The organism is Rhizobium sp. BR 314, from assembly GCF_047445805.1.
Taxonomy (GTDB): domain Bacteria; phylum Pseudomonadota; class Alphaproteobacteria; order Rhizobiales; family Rhizobiaceae; genus Rhizobium; species Rhizobium lusitanum_B.
Window position 1 is genome coordinate 17,442 of record NZ_JARWLA010000039.1, and the last position, 16,241, is coordinate 33,682.

Consider the following 16,241-nt stretch of genomic DNA (forward strand, 5'->3'; position numbering starts at 1 on the left):
GTTCCTGACCACGAGGCGTTGCGGTGAAGTTGCGCTAATATTGCGCGCAGTTCATTGGGTTGGTTGATGTCCGTGATCGGATTCATCTCGCAAGTATTTGGCATCGTATAAGAATGGAAGAAGCCGAGCCGTTCCGGGCACAATCTTGGACTCGTCGGCGTCGACCTCGAGGCGAGCTGTCCATCTAATCATGTGGTTGTTGTCGGTCGGGTCCAACGTCGGAAACTTGAGGCGACGGCTTTGATCAGTTGTGACCACATCAATGGTATAGCTATCGTCTTCAAGGTATCGATCTGAGATGATCTCCACATGGAACCGGCCACCTTCCGTCCTGGCATCGCCCTCGTAGCCACATCGCTGGATGCAACCTGGCAAATCACCCCTGACTGTGAATGAGATCAATGTGCCGTCCACCAGGTTGGTTATCCCGTTAAAAGACGGTGGATTTCCTTTGCTCATGGTTATCGCGAGCGTCAGATCGTTGTCGCTGGCCGCAAAGGCAGAAGGGACCATGATGAGCGACAGTGCGGCAACGACGACGGCGTGATGCATAGCAATCCCCCAATTACCGCAATGATTATCGGGAATGATCTAAGAGTCGAGTCAACTATGCGTGCGAGCGTGGCGCCCTGTGAACGGCTCAAATTCATCGTCGCCGTGCAGATATTCCAGCTCATGGTCAATGTGGTCGATCGCCCAACAGAGCGCCTCGATCTCGCTTCTCAGGTGCTCGGCCAAGTCCCCGGTGATACTGGCGATATCGGCCGCCGGCAGGGACGCCCTGCTGTTGATAATCTTGATCTCGTCAGCTTCAAGACCGGCAAGGTGGTGCTTCGCCCGCTCGATCTGGAACAACAGCTTGCCGCGGTGATCCAGTAGGTATTCTCTCGTCTCGTCGATCATTTGGGCGTCTCCGAGGGATGTGGCTGTAGCCTTATATGCTTCGAGACCGTGTTCGGTAATCCAAAAATATTCGATATTGTCGATACAATCTCTGGGGACGAAACCGCGGGCCTCCAGACGGCTAACGATATCGTCGCCGCACCCATAAAAGCCCACGCAAGGCGGGCCCGGAAAGGTGGAATGATGGAGGTGATTTAGGAGATGCCGGCCGTGTGACGCGCTGACATCATCTTTGATGCGACAAGGCTAAAATGCCTGATAGGATTTGAGCTTAATCGTGGAGGGGACCATGAAATCAGCGGCAAACGACAAAGAAAATCTGCCGCCCGTCGAGCAGGAGTGGGCCAGCGCCATGCTAGTCATTGCATGGCCGTTTGGGGTTTTTGCCATTGCGCTTTGCTGTAAGTTCTTCGTGTAGCGATTAAGCCCCCGCCTGACCTAACGCTCGGGCCTGGCCAAGACGGTTGTCGGGATGTTGATTTTGGGGATTCTAGCCGTCGTCCCAACAATGATGGTGCAGTCTCTCGTGCCCATAAATCACGCTCTTCGTCACTCGCTCTCAGTTTGAGCAAGCGATCGGTGCCGCTGCGAAGCGCTCCCTGGCTCACGCTTGCGGCTATGCCGGATTGACAAGAGCAGCCGCAACTTCACCAATCGGCAGGTCAATCAGGGTGATGCCGCATTCCGTGCAGAAGCGGCGTTCGTTCTTGGTCATGGTTTTGGCATCAATCACAGCGAAGTGTGGGCCGTTGGAGCGCTTCATGATCTGGCGGGCAAAGATGCGCAACATCTGATCGTCGAAGCGGCAGCCCAGAAAGAAAAAGCCGCGGTTGGTGCGCCGTGCTTTGACGGCTTCGGGGATCGGCGTCTGGATATCGATCTCTGTCAGAACTTCGACATAGTCCGCATCTGACACGAGAAAATTAGCAGCGGGCCGAACGCTTCCATGAGGCGTATACAACACCGTTTTTGCTGCCGGACCGGGCCTGAGTTCCTTTCCGGACAAATCGTAGGTTCTCGTCCATATATCGCGGTTCTCATTTGCCCGCGTAACGCCTTGTATCTCGACCACGTCTGTTCGGCCATTCGCCACGAGAGCCGCGCGCATCGTCCCGTCGTACCAGCTGTCGATGATGAGCGAGAGTGGCAGCGTTGCAAGCCAGGCATGGAGGCCGGTCAGCGGCGCGGATGAGGCGAATATCTCCGCCATCCAGGCTTGAAGCGTCCGACKATGCCTGCGCTGCTCGATAAACTGTGCGACCGACCACATGTTGCTGCGTATCTTGGAAGGTGCTGTCGCCCGTGTGTTAAGAGCTGCTGCAACGCCTTCTGGACCATCAGGTACAGGCGGTGCCGCCGAACTTTGCCGGAGAAGCCCGGGACCGAGATATGGGATTATTGCGTCTGCGGCGAGCGCTTCCTTCAGCAAATAAAGTTGCTTTTCGGCGTAATCGCCCCGGCAGACCAAAAGATGATCGGATTTAGGAAGCACGGGCATGCCGCTGTCGCTTTTTGTCGTTCGTTAGCAGCGTTTAGTCCTCCTCAGATATCTTCTTTGCCTCGACCGTAATGGGCAGGCGCGTGTCCTTTGGCAGATCGGGCAGGGCTAGCCTCCATCCATTCCTAAGCAGCACGCAGCCGCCCCATAGATTTTCATTTTCCATAGCAATGATCGGCTCTTCGAGATCCTTCTTGGAAACATATGCCGATAAGCCGGTTCCGGTTCTGCGGATCATCACTTTCACGGGGCTATTCCTTCCCTGGCGCTGGTAGTCGTTTCGGCAATGCTTGCTGCGGCTTTGTCGAGGCTCGTCAGTTCACGCGCGCGCATGCCGACGATGGTGCCGCGATCCACCCATTCGACCGCATAGATATAGAACTGCTGGAGAAAGGTGCCGATGTCGCGCACATAACCCTCATCGCCCTTTCGCACCAGGTTTTCGCCAACGTCTTTGCCGGGATAGGTGCCGTCATTCTTTATGTGGCGCGTGGCACGAACCCGCTCGCCTGGTAGAAATTGCGGTGAACAGCCGATTTCCACTTCTTGTTCGCGTCCTATGCCCACGGTGGTGCCTCACTTTCTTGAGACTGCTCGGCTTAACCGCGGAGGTCAAACCTTTGGACGAGATATTGCCTTCGGCGGCCAGCGAACAGGCGATCAGGCTGGAACGCAGGTCTTCGGTACCGGACATACCGATGCGCATTGCTGCGTCTCGAAAGCTCCCTCGCATTCTGTGCACTTCTTCGGATCGATCACGTAGTTCTCGCCCTTCAGTTCTATCGCACCTGATGGACATTCGAACTCGCAGGCTCCGCACTGGGTGCATTGGGATGCGATGATCTTGAAGGCCATTTTCAACTCCTGAGGAGGTTAAACTAAAAAAAATTCACGCCGTCCCTGTCAGCAGGTCGACTCCAAACTCGGTGGCATAAACCATGCTGATGGCGGTTTCGATGTACTCATAGGTATAAGAGTCCACTGCTCGAATGCCCGCGTCCGCCAACCGCTTTTTAGGGCAATCTCCGATCTTTGCGCAGAGCACGATGTCGATCCCCTCGAGCGCAACTATCACACCGTCGAGTGTAGCGTCGTCACCCCAACCGCCGCGGCAATATTGCTCGACCTTGCGATGCCCCACGAAGGCGATTCCTCTCGGAGAGGCTTCATAAATCTGGAACTCTTTCGCATGGCCGAAATGTTCGTTTATGCGGCCGCCGCCCTTGGTCGCCACCGCGACGTGAAGCGACCCGTCGGGGCCGGCTGCTTTGACCATTTCGATCGCCTCGCTCTTGGCTGCTGCGTGATTGCCTCTCTCCCGCGCCACTACTTCCCGGTATGCCTCGCGATTGCGCTCGTCGTACGAGACTGCATCGGGAATGTGGTCGAGCGTGAATTCTTTGCCACGATCCTCGCCGAGCAGACCGACGGCATCGGCCCGGCATTGCCGACAATGACGCATCAGCTTGGCGCCTTTTTCGAGACGACCTTGAAGCGCCTTCAATTCGATTGCCCGCGGAGCGCGCTGTCCGGTCAGGCCATAGTAAGTGCCGTGCGCTGGGTCCGAAATCAGGGGCATCACATTATGCAAGAACGCGCCGCGCTCTTTCACCCATCTGTTCACCTCGATCAGGTGCTCGTCATTGACCCCGGGTATCATGACCGAATTGACCTTGACGAGGATGCCCCGCGCCGCCAGCATTTCCAAACCCAACATCTGTCGCTTGTGCAGGATTTCGGCGGCTTCGATGCCGGTGTAGCGCCGGTGATTGTAAAAGACCCAGGGATATATCTTTGCGCCGATTTGCGGGTCGACCATGTTGATTGTGATGGTCACGTGATCGACATTCATGCGTGCAAGCTCATCGACATGATCTGGCAATGCTAGCCCGTTGGTGGAGATACACAGCTTGACGTCGGGAATTTCCGCGGCAACTTTTTCGAAGGTCGCCTTGGTTCTCCTCCAGTCGTAACAGGCATCGCCCGGACCGGCGATTCCGACGACCGAAAGCTGCGGCACTTCGTTGGCGACCGAAATAACTTTGCGCAGCGCCTGCTCTGGCGTCAGCTTTTCCGAGACGACACCGGGCCGGCTTTCGTTTGCGCAGTCATATTTCCGATTGCAGTAGTTGCACTGGATATTGCAAGCCGGTGCGACGGCGACGTGCATGCGCGCGAAATAGTGGTGTGCTTCTTCCGAGTAGCAGGGATGATCCTTTATCTTCTCCCATGTCGCTGGATCCATGTCATCCGGTTTTGCGGTTGAGCCGCAGGATGAGGATTTGCAGCTGTCGGACTTCGCATTGGTCAGCCTATTGTCGGACGTTTTGGCGCTGGCCGAGCGATCAAGCGAAATCATCGATGCGGTCATCTAGCAATTCCGTTGCTGGTGAAGATTGCAGTTCAAACTGCAAGACCTATGCCAGGGCCCGGGATTGTCTTATGTCCGGCGTTTTAGTGTTTCGCGTTGGATTGCATACACTTGCTCCCGCACGATTTCGTTCGTTCATGACAATCGGCACATGGATCTCGTCGCGAATGCGACGCGCCTCTGTCACGTAGAGTGCCGAGAGCGCATTTCCGACCTGACGAACGACATAGGCTTAGAACTTTTTCATCTCGATATTGTGCCGGCGCAGAGCATAGCCGACCTGACGGGGCGTGAGGCCGAGCATACGAGCCGCTTTGGCCTGAACCCATCCGACTTTCTCCATTGCCTCGATCAGCCGGTCCCGCTCTGTGAGGCGCGGTGATAGGGCTGGGCAAGCCGGACCATTGGGGTCGCAGGCCTTGAAGGGCGCTACCTCGGGATGCGAGACGCTGCCTGGTTGGGTAGAGAGCGGCGATACTGCCGGCGTTGTTCCACCCCGAGTGAGCTCATCGATAGGCTTACCCTCGCGGCCGCCGCCGTCGCCTTTCCAAAGACGAGCCGAAAGACATTGGTTGTTCTGGCACGCAAAATCCGAGGGAACGATCGTCTTCGAGCGCGCCAACGTCGCCGTCCTACGCACGCAATTTTCCAGCTCGCGGACGTTCCCAGGAAAATAGCATTGCGAAATCAGGTCTAGCGCCTGCGCCGTGAAGGCGTGCTCGCGATTGTTCTCCCGGTTGAAACGGTCGAGAAAGACTTTTGAAAGGCGCGAAATGTCTCCGGGCCGCTCTCTGAGTGGTGGCAAGACGATCGGCACGACATTGATGCGATAGTAAAGGTCGGCTCTGAACTCGCCATTTGCAACAGCCGCCTCGAGGTCCTTGTTGGTTGCGCATACGAGTCTGATGTCGACTTTGAGGGTCTTGGTTCCGCCAACCCGCTCCAGCTCGCCTTCCTGCAGCACGCGCAAAAGCTTGGCTTGAAAGGCAGGCGAAATTTCGCCAATTTCATCAAGGAGCAGCGTTCCGCCATTTGCCAATTCGAAACGCCCCGCGCGCTGCGATACAGCACCGGTGAAAGCGCCCTTTTCATGTCCGAAGAGTTCCGATTCCAGGACACCTTCAGGCAGTGCGGCGCAGTTCAATTTGACAAAAGACTTCTTGCGGCGAGGGGAAAGCTCATGAATGGCCTGTGCGAAAAATTCCTTGCCAGTGCCGCTTTCACCCCGCAGAAGCACTGTGGTATTCGTCATAGCCACCGCAGAGACGATTTCCAACACCCGCCTGACTGCAGGGCTTTCTCCGACGATCCAGTCGACTTTGGCTCTTGAGTTTTGGCTCGGATCATTCCGTCCCCCTTCGGCGGATTTCCGGTGCAGCTGGATGATTTGCGGACCGGACGTGCTCAGGGCTCGGTGGAACGCGATCGTCTGGCCGATAAGATCGGCGACCATGGTAAGGAAGCGAATATCCTCGTTGTGACGCAGTTCAGTGGCGCTGTCCCTGAAGCGGTCGATCCATAACGTCCCGACCAGTTTGTGCGCAGCCCTCAAAGGAACCCCGATAAATGTGATGGGGATCGTGTCGCTGCTCAAAGACGGCTGAGGGTCAGCCCGAAAAAGTTCGGATTTACTGGTCTCCCTTATCACCAGCGGCTGTCCGGTCGTCACGATCTGATCCATTGCAGCCGGTGGGATGGTGTGGCGTGCGCCGGATTGACGAGAATCGGCGACGCCGGCCGACGCGGTAATTTCCGGCTCCCCTTCGCTCGCCCATATAACGATTGCCCCATGACGCATTCGCAAAAACGTGGGGAGGATATTGGCGACCTTGACAAGCGTGATCTCCAGCGGGGCAGCGGCCGTTAGGAGCTTCGATATTTCGTAGATCCCGCTGCAGGAGATTCCGACTTCAGGCGTTTTGCTGGATACCCCGGGCAAAGGTCCAACTTCATCGACGCAATCGCGTAGAATGCGGGTCATTTTCAACACCCCTAGCTGTGTAGAATGCCCCCATTCCAACCACTGTTTGTGCTTATTTGTATAAGCGGAAACTCTAATGGTAGTTTCTGAAATTGCAAGCTGGTTCCTGTCAAAATTGATGCAGCGCCTGGCTGTGACGACATAATGTGTTTTTCAAAAGTTTAACAATAAATTGTTCACCCGAACTTGAAGAGAACACCAAAGCCGCCTCGTGGATAGTTCCACGTGATGTCCCCACTTGCCTCACACAGCACCCTGCATGTGCCGCACTCCATGCAGCCGTCGGCGGCAATCTCCACTTGGCCTTTGTCATTCAGTTCATAGCATTTTGCCGGGCAGATGCGTGTTAGCGCCAAAAGGTTTGCACTCGGATGCTCGTGCGGCCGCACCTTAATGTGCGGGCGTCCCTGATCAACCAGATAGCGATTCTGGAAAAGCTTGTCCTCAACACGCAACTTCGTCACTGCAACGGTCATCCTATTTCTCCTTCAACGCCAAGCCAATGCCAGACGCACCGCGTCGCTGACCAGCCCCCAGCGCGAACGCGCCTTTATGAAAGCGGCCGTTGTCGCCCTTTCATTTTCGATCTTCGGCGTACCATCGACACGCATGAAATTTTTCGAAGCTTCAGACATCAACTTCGGGTATGTCATGAAGAAATTGCGGGAATTGGTATGAAGTAGGGCCGGCATGTCTTTGTATTTCCTAAGATCTTTAATGACAAAGGAATCGTCCAGCATCGTCTTGTATAGTGCGAGGTTTCTTTTGGTCATTCGACCTCCGCGGCTCTTGACCTCGAAAATAGCCTCCCCGGCGATGCGACCTGACGTCATGGCGAGATTGGAACCTTCGCGGTGAACGGCATTGTTGAGCTGTGCTGCGTCGCCGACAACGACCCAGCCATCGCCGAAGAGCGCGGGAATTGCCTTGTACCCACCTTCGGGAATGAGATGAGCTGCATATTCCTTGACTTCCGAATCCGCGATCAGATGTTTGATCGACGGATGGTTCTTGAACGCTTCGAGCAACTCGTAAGGGCTTTCGCACGTTGCGGCGAAGTCGGAGACGAGGCAACCGATGCCAAGAGAGATCGACTCCTTATTGGTATAAAGGAAGGCGAGCCCGGCCATGCCGCGGGAGATGGTGCCGGCCGCCTCGATCACACAACCCTCGTTGCCATGAAGACCGAAGCGCTGATCGATCACGTCTTCTGGCAGAAAATGTATTTCCTTGACAGCGAGAGCCACGCTCTCCGAAGTCGGCGTCTGACGCAAACCGGCCCGGGCGCCGAGCAACCCATTGGCGCCTTCCGCAAGAACGACCGTGTCCGCAAGTATGACATCGCCAGTACGGTCAGTGCGCACGCCGATCACCTTGCCCCCTTCCTGGGCAAGTTCTGTCGCCGTCGTCTCGCAAAGGACTGTCGCTCCCGCCTCACGCACCTTACGCGAAAACCAACGGTCGAACTGAGCGCGAATGATTGTATAGCGCTCTGGCGTCGACTCGTTGAAATCATCCGATCGGTATTGGATCCCAACGTGGGATGTGTCATCCATCATCCAGAAGCGCTGCTCGACGAGATGCCGCTCAAGAGGCGCATCATCTCGAAAATTCGGGATGATTTTCTCCAGCATGTTCGCGTACATGATTGCGCCCTGGACGTTCTTTGAGCCCGGATACTCGCCACGCTCCAATTGCAGGACTTTCAAGCCACGGCTCGCCATGGTGTAAGCAGCCGCATTCCCGGCCATGCCCGCGCCAATCACGATGGCGTCAAACTTTTCCCCGCTCATAACCCGTGCCCCCTAATTCGCAAGCTTATCGCGACTGTGCGGCGACAGCCGTTGGGTGAAAACATCAGTGAGGGCCGGCAAGAAGCGGATCGCATCCGTCACGACGCCAACGTGGGCGAAGTCGAAAATCGGCGCGTTCGGATCGGTGTTGATCGCCACAATGAGATCAGCGCCCTCGACGCCAACCCGGTGCTGAATGGCGCCGGAAATCCCGGCCGCTATATAGAGCTTCGGCCGGATAGTCTTACCCGTTTGCCCGATCTGCCGATCAGCCGGCATCCAGCCTTTCTGGACCAGCGGCCGTGAACAGCCGTATTCGGCTCCAATTACCCGCGCGAGATTCTTCGCCAGCTTCAGGTTCTCCGATGTTCCAAGACCGAGGCCGCCGCCCACCACCACATCGGCATAGGCGAGATTGGAATTTGTCGATTGCACGTCGGAAATGAACCCGAGGACTTTGGTGACGATCTCCTCCTCGACCATCAGGACCCCATGCTGAATGACGCAGCCGATAGGCTTGTTCGTGCGCTGCGGCATCGCCATGACCCTTGGCCGCACTGTCGCCATCTGCGGTCTGCAGTTGAGCGTGTAGATTGTGCATAGTAGAGAGCCGCCGAAAGTCGGCCGCGTTGCGGCAAGCGAACCGTCCGCATCCACATCGAGTTCGGTGCAGTCCGCGGTGAGCCCCGTCAACAAGGTCGTCGCCACGGAACCGGCAAGGTCGCGACCAAGCGTCGTCGCACCGAGAAGCAGGATCTCGGGTTGGTAAGTGGCGACGAGATTTGTCAGAGCTTTGGTGAAGGGCTCGTTCCTATAGTCTTCGAGCAGGGGGTTCTCCACCAGATACGCAACGTCGGCGCCATAGGCAAACGCCTCTGCGATGGCCAGCTGCGTGGCGTCCCCCGGAGGTCCGAGCACGACACCTGCGAGTTTGACGCCAAGCTTGTCCGCCAGCTTGCGGCCTTCTCCCAGCAGTTCGAAGGAGACGGGATGGACATTTCCGCGCTCCACTTCGATGAAGACCCAAACATGGCGGTAGTCTTTGAAATGATCGGGCAGTTCTTTCTTCATTCCCGCGCGGCCGACGGCTGGGCGCGGTATTTCTTGATTTGCGGTCAACGTCATGGCTCCTTGCCGTTATGCGCTGGCGTCGAAGGCGAGTTCGTGTTCGAGCGCCGGCTGACGGGCGAAGATTTCGACAATCAACTCATCAGCAAGATCGCCGAGCGCCTTATCGGTGGTGGTGATTTGCTCTGCCTTTTCCGTCCTTACTGTCGGGGCAAAGACGCGTTTGACGACCGTCGGCGAACCACGCAGTCCACACTTGCTGAGGTCCTCGATGCCGGCGTCGCCCGCGCTCCATTTTACGATCTGACTGCGTGCGGCACGTAGCGCGTCATCAAGCGAGCCGCGGCGGATTTCGTTGGTGCCTTCCAGCATAGTGATGAGGCAGGGAAGCCTGCCATGCAGCATCTGGGTACCGCCTTCCGAACGGCGGTCGACCTTAATTTCGCGTGCATCAAGATCGAGGGAGCAAATCTTCGAAACGTAAGTGAGTTGCAGGAGGTCGAGGCGCTTAGCAATGCCCGGCCCGACTTGGGCAGTGTCGCCGTCGATGGTCTGCTTGCCCGTGAAAACGATGTCGGGGGCGCCGAAGGTCTCGCCGATTTTTGCAATCGCCTGCGACAAAGCAAAGGAAGTCGCCAGGGTATCGGATCCCGCAAAATAGCGGTCGGTCAACAATACCGCCCGATCCGCACCGTAAGTGAGCGCCTTGCGCAACGAATCCTCTGCCATGGGCGGCCCCATCGTGAGCACGGTGACCTCGCCGCCATGCACGTCACGCAACCGCAGTGCTTCTTCAAGGGCGAATAGATCGTAAGGATTTATGATGGTCGGCACACCCTGGCGCATGATCGTGTTCGTTACAGGATGGACGCGAATCTGTGCGGAGTCCGGCACCTGCTTGATACAGACTACGACGTGCATGTGGTCTCCTAGCTGCTGTTAAATGGCGGGTTTGGCGCTTCGTGTCCTCTAAAGCACTATCTGTGCCAAGGTTTTTGAATGTGGCATCCCTTTGAAATTTCAATGATTTATGCTGAGGTGCCGACACTGGACTCGCCATTGTCGGCTTCGCGACATCGTTCAAGCCGGAACCATGTCGCATTCACTCCCTGCCGAAACGCTTCAAGATAGAATCGAATGGCACGAACGTGTGACCCGGTTGGGCAGGCTTGGCCGGATTGTGATCGTTGAGCACCTTGAAGACCCGGTGCGCAAGTGGCGAGGACGTCGCAAAATCTTCGTAGGCGCGTTCAAGCATGGCGCGTGCTCTGGCAGCAATCACCTGTTCCGGGAGATCGGCGAAATCCTCTTCGGCGAGGTATTGTCCCATCCGCTTCATGATGTGAAGCCGCGAGACGTCAAGCACCTTCGGATCATAGGCGACGTCAAGCAGCGCGAAAAACTCCTCCGCGGCAGACAGATTTTTCAACCGCGCGAGGATTTCGGCCGTATCGCTGGTTCGACTGGCGTTGCAAAAACTGTTCATAACATTCTCCCCGTTTGGAACGATGCTCTGTGGTGCTCCGGTGCGATGACCCGCGGTCGCGAAAGCCCCGCAGGAAAAGTGCTCGCTCTTACGGCTACAAGTGGCTTTGCCAGTCCGAGCTCTTCTGCCTCGCAACAGCGACGAACATCGCCTGGTTCCGTCAAGCCAGATCGAGTCTTCAGAAAGTGAACCGCTTCATGAGGTGTTTCCGTCCGTCTCCGTAGGCTTCATAAAAGCCAAAGGTCTTCGCCGCTTTGCCGGCGTCGGCTTAAACGAAGAACCATCTCGTAAACTGCCGACGATTCCGGGTAAGACATCGAGCACGCGATCTATATCCTCCTCGCAATTATCACGCGACAGGGAGAAGCGAATGACCCCGTGGCTCGAGATATCGGGAATGTTCATCGCGGTCAGGACATGGCTCGGCTGCGGCGACTGAGAAGTGCAAGCCGAGCCGGAAGAACAGGCGATGCCATAGCGGTCGAGGAGAAGCAGTAAGCCATCACCGTCGACTTGGTCGAAGGCGATGTTGGAGGTGTTCGGCAACCGCTTTTGCTTATCGCCGGTGACGAACGCATCTGGGATGCGCTGCAGAAGCCCTCTTTCCAGGCGATCTCGCAGCGATCTTACTCGTCCGTTCTCTTCCTTCATGAAGCTCGACGCAAGTTCAGCGGCCTTGCCGAGCCCGACGATGCCAGCGGTATTTTCCGTGCCGGCGCGCCGGTCGCGCTCCTGATGTCCCCCCTTGATCATCGGATCGAAGCGCACGCCGCGCTTTACCCAAAGCGCACCAATCCCTTTGGGTCCGTGCAGCTTGTGGCCCGAGAGCGACAACATGTCGATCGCACTCGATTTCAGGTCCATCGGCAGCTTGCCGACCGCCTGCACTGCGTCTGTATGGAAAAAAGCGCCAACTTCCTTGGCCAACTTAGCGAGGTCAGCGACAGGAAAAATCGCGCCCGTTTCATTGTTTGCCCACATGATCGAGACGAGTGCAACATGTGGGGTGAGGGCAGCCCGGTATGTGCGCAGGTCGAGGCGACCATGCCGATCGACTGGAATCCTGTGCACCTTTATGCCACGCGTCCTCTCAAGGTGCGCGCAGAGCGTTAGCACGGCCGGATGCTCGACTGCGGACGTCACGATCTGTGTGCGATCGGGCATGATTTCGAGCGCTGACAGGATCGCTGCATTATCGCTTTCCGTGCCGCCGGAGGTAAAGACGATCTCATGCTCGAACTCTGCACCGATCAAAGCTTGCAATCGTTTGCGCGCGGTCATTATCGCGGCACTTGCCGAGGCACCAAAACTGTGACTGGACGAAGGATTGGCAAATTGATCAGTAAAGAACGGCAACATCGCTTGTACGACTTCAGGATCAACTCGCGTCGTTGCATTGTTGTCGAGATAGACAGATCTCATGGAAGCGATCCTCAGTTGGCGGAGTGACCTCGGGTAGGCTCCGTCGTTCACTGCTCGGGCAAGAACAATCGCCGCAGCGTTCGATTGGTCGAATTGGCTGCAGGAACGTTATCTGGCAATTTCAGGCTCCGGTGAACTTTGTTCAGGCGAGCTCCAAGCATCCTCGATCCGCGGCGACATGCCGCCGAAAAACCCCGTCGGTTACAAAGATATTTCTTGGACCTCGAGTACGCTGCCTTCCTTTGTGCCTGCCGACAAACTCGTCTCTGACCTAACGAGGCCTTCAATGAACAGCGCCGCAGGGACCGTAACAGTCGCTTCTTCGACAGCTGTGAAGCATGTGACCGGATCGCGCGACTTTGCGCCACACATGAGGCAAACGGCGACGGCGAGGTGGATGGCGGCCGGTCGACAACATACGTTAAGTCGCAATTGATGTTTCGAATGGCTTCATAGGCGCTCTTGCCCACAATAAATTCGATGAACTCGGACGAGCAGGCGATCGCGAAACGGGTTCGGAGCGACTGCAGTGTTGCGGCACTGATCGCTTCCGTCGGCCGATCGAATCCCATCATTAATTCAACCGCATCCCCAGATGCGACCTTGTTTTCAGATTTGGCTGTTTGCAGAATGCGGGCGCCCTTGTGATCGCAAAATGATGTCTTGAGCTTGCCGCGATACTTCCGCATGACTTTTCACACCAACCCCGGATGGTCAGGCAAAGGACTTGCCACAAGCGCACATCTCTGCCGCGTTGGGGTTGTCGAAGACAAATCCTGAGGACTCCAGCCGTGTAACGAAGTCCACCGTCATGCCGTTGACGTGTGGTTGAGAGCCTACGTCCACGAACAGTGTAATCCCGCCTGTTTCGATGATCGCATCGCCCTCGCGTGGGCCGCTCTCCGGTCCCATCAGGTATTTGAGCCCGGCGCAGCCGCCGGTCTCGACCGCGATGCGCAGGCCTTCGGCCGGCTCGTCCGCTCGGCTGAGCGCAATCTTCATGGCGGCAACGGCGTTCTCTGTGAGCGTGATCATAAATATGGTTCTCATTGGTCGTCGGGAAATTTGCAAATGACCTTGCATGTGCCGTGCCAAAGAGAAAAGCATTGAGCAGGCGTCGGATCTTCCGCTGGCAATATGCATGCGCATGCCCGACAATGCCCGACATCACTGAACGTCCAACATCAAAAAGGAGCAGTCACCCGTGATTTGGGGACGCCCGCCAAAGACATCACTGCGCCATTTTCACGCCGTTGCCGTCATCGTAGCTGGGAAAAGGTTTGTAGCAGGCGCACCGGGAAAGGCCCTGGGTACCAACAACGATTGTCTGGTTTGTCGATTAGCCGACATTTTGCGTTGGCCAATCTGTATTTGCACGCTCATCACGTTGTTGAGAAACTCCCGGAGAGTTGTGCCGACGCTGTTTATCGCCAGGCTGGCATAATTTTTGAAGCTTTCTCGTCATGGCCGCTATAGCTGCAGGCGACCTTGATCAATGAAACGAAGGAGCAAAAGCGCCGTGTCAGATCAGCATCAATTCCAGATCTTAAAGGGAAAGAGCATCAGTCCCAGGATACTAATGTCTGATCGGTGGCGACATTCACAGTCATCCAATGCCAGGCTATGGCTGCGAATGGGCTTGGAGATAGACTTTGACGACTATGTACTTACCTGTGTCTTTTCGCGAGCGCTTCAGGAGATTGAAGCTGGCCAGGCGTCGGCGACCGAGGCGACCGGGCTTTCTCGCGCCGAGCTGCGGGACATCCTGACACGAAGTTTTCATGCCAAGCTCATCGACGCCTTTTTTCCGGAAGAGGCGAGCGATCCAGAGCTCGGCACGGAGGAAGAGCTCCTGCGTGACTTGCTACTTTCGCATGCCCGTCCAAACGATCCATTCAGCGCCCGGTTTGCTAAAATCATTGCCCGCCGTGCCCTGCGCGACGACCATCTATGGCAGGACCTTGGTCTATTTGACCGAGCCGAGCTTGGTCGGTTGTTTGCCATGCATTTTCCGACGCTAGCGGCAGGCAATACCAACAATATGAGGTGGAAGAAGTACCTTTACCGCAAGCTCTGCGAGGCTGAAGGTTTCTCGCTCTGCGCCGCTCCCAGCTGTCAGGAATGCAGTGATTTTAACGCGTGCTTCGGCCCCGAAACGGATGAAGCCCGTCGTTAAGTCGCTTTCGCGAGCAGTGCAAGATCGTCAGCGCTTGGTCGGCGCCTATACAAATCCCGCACGGATCTCTCGACGACGTTGAACGGAAGAGGGGATATTCATTGCTTCCCGGTATTTTGCGACGGTGCGGCGCGCAATATCGATCCCGCTTTCCCGAAGTTGGGCGACCATATTGTCGTCGGAGAGCACACTGTCCTCCGTTTCCGCGGCGATCATTGCCCTGATGCGATGGCGGATCGCTTCGGCCGAGTGTGCCTCGCCGCCTTCCGAGGATGCAATCGCGACCGTGAAAAAATACTTCAGTTCGAACACGCCGCGAGGGGTGAGCATGTATTTGTTCGAAGTCACACGGCTCACCGTCGACTCATGCATCTCGATCGCGTCGGCGACAGTCTTAAGATTGAGAGGCCGAAGATAGGCAGTGCCGCGTTCCAGAAAGACATCCTGCTGGCGGACGATTTCAGTTGCTACCTTAAGGATCGTCTTGGCCCGCTGATCGAGGCTGCGAACCAACCAGTTCGCGTTCTGGAAGCATTCGTTGAGGAATGCCTGATCACCGGTATCATGCGCGGTCAGACGAGAGACTTCGGCAAAATAGGTTTGGTTGATGAGCACCTTGGGCAACATCTCGGGATTGAGTTCGATCTGCCACCCGCCTGCGGTCGAGGGCAGAACTCGAACGTCCGGTATGATGGCCTCCGGCCGTCCCGATTGGAACCGGTTTCCGGGCCTCGGATCGAGTGTCCGGATCTCATGCAACATGTCGAGAAGGTCGTCGTCGTCGACACCGCAGCGCCGCTTCAATGCGCGAAAGTCACGTTGTGCAACCAACTCAAGATTTGCGACCAGCGCTTCCATAGCAGGGTCGAACCGATCTTGCTGCCGTAACTGTATCTCGAGGCATTCCCTAAGAGTTCGTGCAAAGATTCCAGGTGGATCGAAATCCTGCAAGGTCGCGAGGACTCGCTCGACGTCAGCCTCGTGGACACCCAGCCTTGCCGCCAGCTCTGATAGGTGCACCTGAAGATATCCAGTGCTTTCCAGATGATTGGCAAGCGCACCGGCAATCAGCCGATCTCGTGAGCTGAATGCTGTGAGGGCGATCTGCCGGGCGACATCGTCGTGCAATGTTTCAGTAGAAGCAGCAAACTCCTCGAAGCCCGGCGGGTGCTCTGACGACGCGTTGGCGGAACTTCGAATTGATTTCCATTCTCCAAGTGGCTCGGGAGCCTCGAGCCTTGTCGGCGCATCAACCTTGCCATCGTGTGTGGCACTATCGGGCCTGTTCTCCGAGGTCGAGACGACATCGTCAGAGGCGATGCCGTCACTTGAAGCCAGTTCTAGAAACGGGTTCTTCTCCAATTCCTGCTCGATGAACTGATGCAGTTCGCCATGCGCCAGTTGCAGCAAGCGAATAGATTGGATGAGCTGAGGCGTAATAACCAGCGATTGCTTTTGGCGCTGGAGAAGGTTTGCTAAATACTGCATCCTAAGAGAGAAACCCCTATCGATCTTGGTACTTCGTCGCGCGAATTTTTCATTT

At 56.4% G+C, this 16,241-nt stretch carries 19 protein-coding genes; 2 read left to right on the plus strand and 17 right to left on the minus strand.

All coding sequences use genetic code 11. The features are described from left to right. Positions 1 to 51: 51 nt before the first annotated feature. Both QD461_RS30860 and QD461_RS30865 read right to left on the minus strand, forming a co-directional pair. Positions 52 to 552, minus strand: a complete 501-nt coding sequence (locus tag QD461_RS30860) for a hypothetical protein (protein ID WP_240535519.1) — start codon at positions 550 to 552, stop codon at positions 52 to 54. Positions 553 to 603: 51 nt separating this feature from the next. Then, positions 604 to 903: a hypothetical protein gene (locus tag QD461_RS30865; RefSeq protein ID WP_037136675.1), complete on the minus strand. Its 300-nt coding sequence runs from the start codon at positions 901 to 903 to the stop codon at positions 604 to 606. Positions 904 to 1,192: 289 nt separating this feature from the next. On the opposite strand from QD461_RS30865, the gene QD461_RS30870 reads away from it, so the two are divergent. Continuing rightward, the gene (locus tag QD461_RS30870; RefSeq protein ID WP_276307846.1) at positions 1,193 to 1,321 is read left to right on the plus strand and encodes a hypothetical protein; all 129 of its coding nucleotides are present in this window, start codon (positions 1,193 to 1,195) and stop codon (positions 1,319 to 1,321) included. Between the two features lie 198 nt (positions 1,322 to 1,519). Here QD461_RS30870 and QD461_RS30875 read toward each other — a convergent pair whose 3' ends face one another. The 14 genes from QD461_RS30875 to QD461_RS30940 all read right to left on the minus strand — a co-directional run bounded on the left by QD461_RS30875 (position 1,520) and on the right by QD461_RS30940 (position 13,557). Continuing rightward, the gene (locus tag QD461_RS30875; RefSeq protein WP_414090982.1) at positions 1,520 to 2,401 is read right to left on the minus strand and encodes an SIR2 family NAD-dependent protein deacylase; all 882 of its coding nucleotides are present in this window, start codon (positions 2,399 to 2,401) and stop codon (positions 1,520 to 1,522) included. Between the two features lie 34 nt (positions 2,402 to 2,435). Continuing rightward, complete coding sequence (gene nifT, locus QD461_RS30880) at positions 2,436 to 2,648, minus strand: putative nitrogen fixation protein NifT (RefSeq protein ID WP_004126022.1); 213 nt, start codon at positions 2,646 to 2,648, stop codon at positions 2,436 to 2,438. Next, complete coding sequence (locus QD461_RS30885) at positions 2,645 to 2,968, minus strand: nitrogen fixation protein NifZ (protein ID WP_004126025.1); 324 nt, start codon at positions 2,966 to 2,968, stop codon at positions 2,645 to 2,647. Before QD461_RS30885 ends, nifT begins: the two co-directional genes overlap by 4 nt. A gap of 93 nt (positions 2,969 to 3,061) precedes the next feature. After that, positions 3,062 to 3,256, minus strand: a complete 195-nt coding sequence (locus QD461_RS30890) for a 4Fe-4S binding protein (RefSeq protein ID WP_004126027.1) — start codon at positions 3,254 to 3,256, stop codon at positions 3,062 to 3,064. A gap of 34 nt (positions 3,257 to 3,290) precedes the next feature. Further along, positions 3,291 to 4,772 carry a nitrogenase cofactor biosynthesis protein NifB gene (nifB, locus tag QD461_RS30895; RefSeq protein ID WP_004126030.1) on the minus strand — a complete coding sequence of 494 codons (1,482 nt, stop codon included), beginning with the start codon at positions 4,770 to 4,772 and terminating at the stop codon, positions 3,291 to 3,293. 232 nt (positions 4,773 to 5,004) lie between these two features. Then, positions 5,005 to 6,753 (minus strand): nif-specific transcriptional activator NifA, encoded by a 1,749-nt coding sequence (gene nifA, locus QD461_RS30900; protein ID WP_004126033.1) that lies wholly within the window; start codon positions 6,751 to 6,753, stop codon positions 5,005 to 5,007. A 176-nt stretch (positions 6,754 to 6,929) separates the two neighbouring features. After that, a complete protein-coding gene (locus QD461_RS30905; protein WP_004126035.1) occupies positions 6,930 to 7,229 on the minus strand; it encodes a ferredoxin family protein in 300 nt (99 codons plus the stop codon). A gap of 12 nt (positions 7,230 to 7,241) precedes the next feature. Further along, a complete protein-coding gene (locus tag QD461_RS30910) occupies positions 7,242 to 8,546 on the minus strand; it encodes an FAD-dependent oxidoreductase (RefSeq protein ID WP_004126038.1) in 1,305 nt (434 codons plus the stop codon). A gap of 12 nt (positions 8,547 to 8,558) precedes the next feature. Then, entirely contained in the window at positions 8,559 to 9,671 is a 1,113-nt protein-coding gene (locus tag QD461_RS30915) for an electron transfer flavoprotein subunit alpha/FixB family protein (protein ID WP_004126048.1), read from the minus strand. Positions 9,672 to 9,683: 12 nt separating this feature from the next. Continuing rightward, positions 9,684 to 10,535, minus strand: coding sequence for an electron transfer flavoprotein subunit beta/FixA family protein (locus QD461_RS30920; protein WP_004126051.1), 852 nt, complete (start codon positions 10,533 to 10,535; stop codon positions 9,684 to 9,686). Positions 10,536 to 10,716: 181 nt separating this feature from the next. Further along, positions 10,717 to 11,100 (minus strand): nitrogenase stabilizing/protective protein NifW, encoded by a 384-nt coding sequence (gene nifW, locus QD461_RS30925; RefSeq protein ID WP_004126055.1) that lies wholly within the window; start codon positions 11,098 to 11,100, stop codon positions 10,717 to 10,719. A gap of 195 nt (positions 11,101 to 11,295) precedes the next feature. After that, on the minus strand, positions 11,296 to 12,522 hold the full coding sequence (nifS, locus tag QD461_RS30930) for a cysteine desulfurase NifS (RefSeq protein ID WP_004126059.1): 1,227 nt from the start codon (positions 12,520 to 12,522) through the stop codon (positions 11,296 to 11,298). A gap of 47 nt (positions 12,523 to 12,569) precedes the next feature. Continuing rightward, on the minus strand, positions 12,570 to 13,211 hold the full coding sequence (locus QD461_RS30935; protein ID WP_004126062.1) for an iron-sulfur cluster assembly scaffold protein: 642 nt from the start codon (positions 13,209 to 13,211) through the stop codon (positions 12,570 to 12,572). 25 nt (positions 13,212 to 13,236) lie between these two features. Beyond that, a complete protein-coding gene (locus tag QD461_RS30940) occupies positions 13,237 to 13,557 on the minus strand; it encodes an iron-sulfur cluster assembly accessory protein (protein ID WP_004126065.1) in 321 nt (106 codons plus the stop codon). Between the two features lie 484 nt (positions 13,558 to 14,041). Between QD461_RS30940 and QD461_RS30945 the strand changes: the two genes are divergently transcribed. Further along, on the plus strand, positions 14,042 to 14,698 hold the full coding sequence (locus QD461_RS30945) for a nitrogen fixation protein NifQ (protein ID WP_004126068.1): 657 nt from the start codon (positions 14,042 to 14,044) through the stop codon (positions 14,696 to 14,698). A gap of 45 nt (positions 14,699 to 14,743) precedes the next feature. Here the strand turns inward: QD461_RS30945 and rpoN are convergent, their stop codons facing one another. Then, the gene (gene rpoN, locus QD461_RS30950) at positions 14,744 to 16,186 is read right to left on the minus strand and encodes an RNA polymerase factor sigma-54 (RefSeq protein WP_004126070.1); all 1,443 of its coding nucleotides are present in this window, start codon (positions 16,184 to 16,186) and stop codon (positions 14,744 to 14,746) included. Positions 16,187 to 16,241 lie beyond the last annotated feature (55 nt).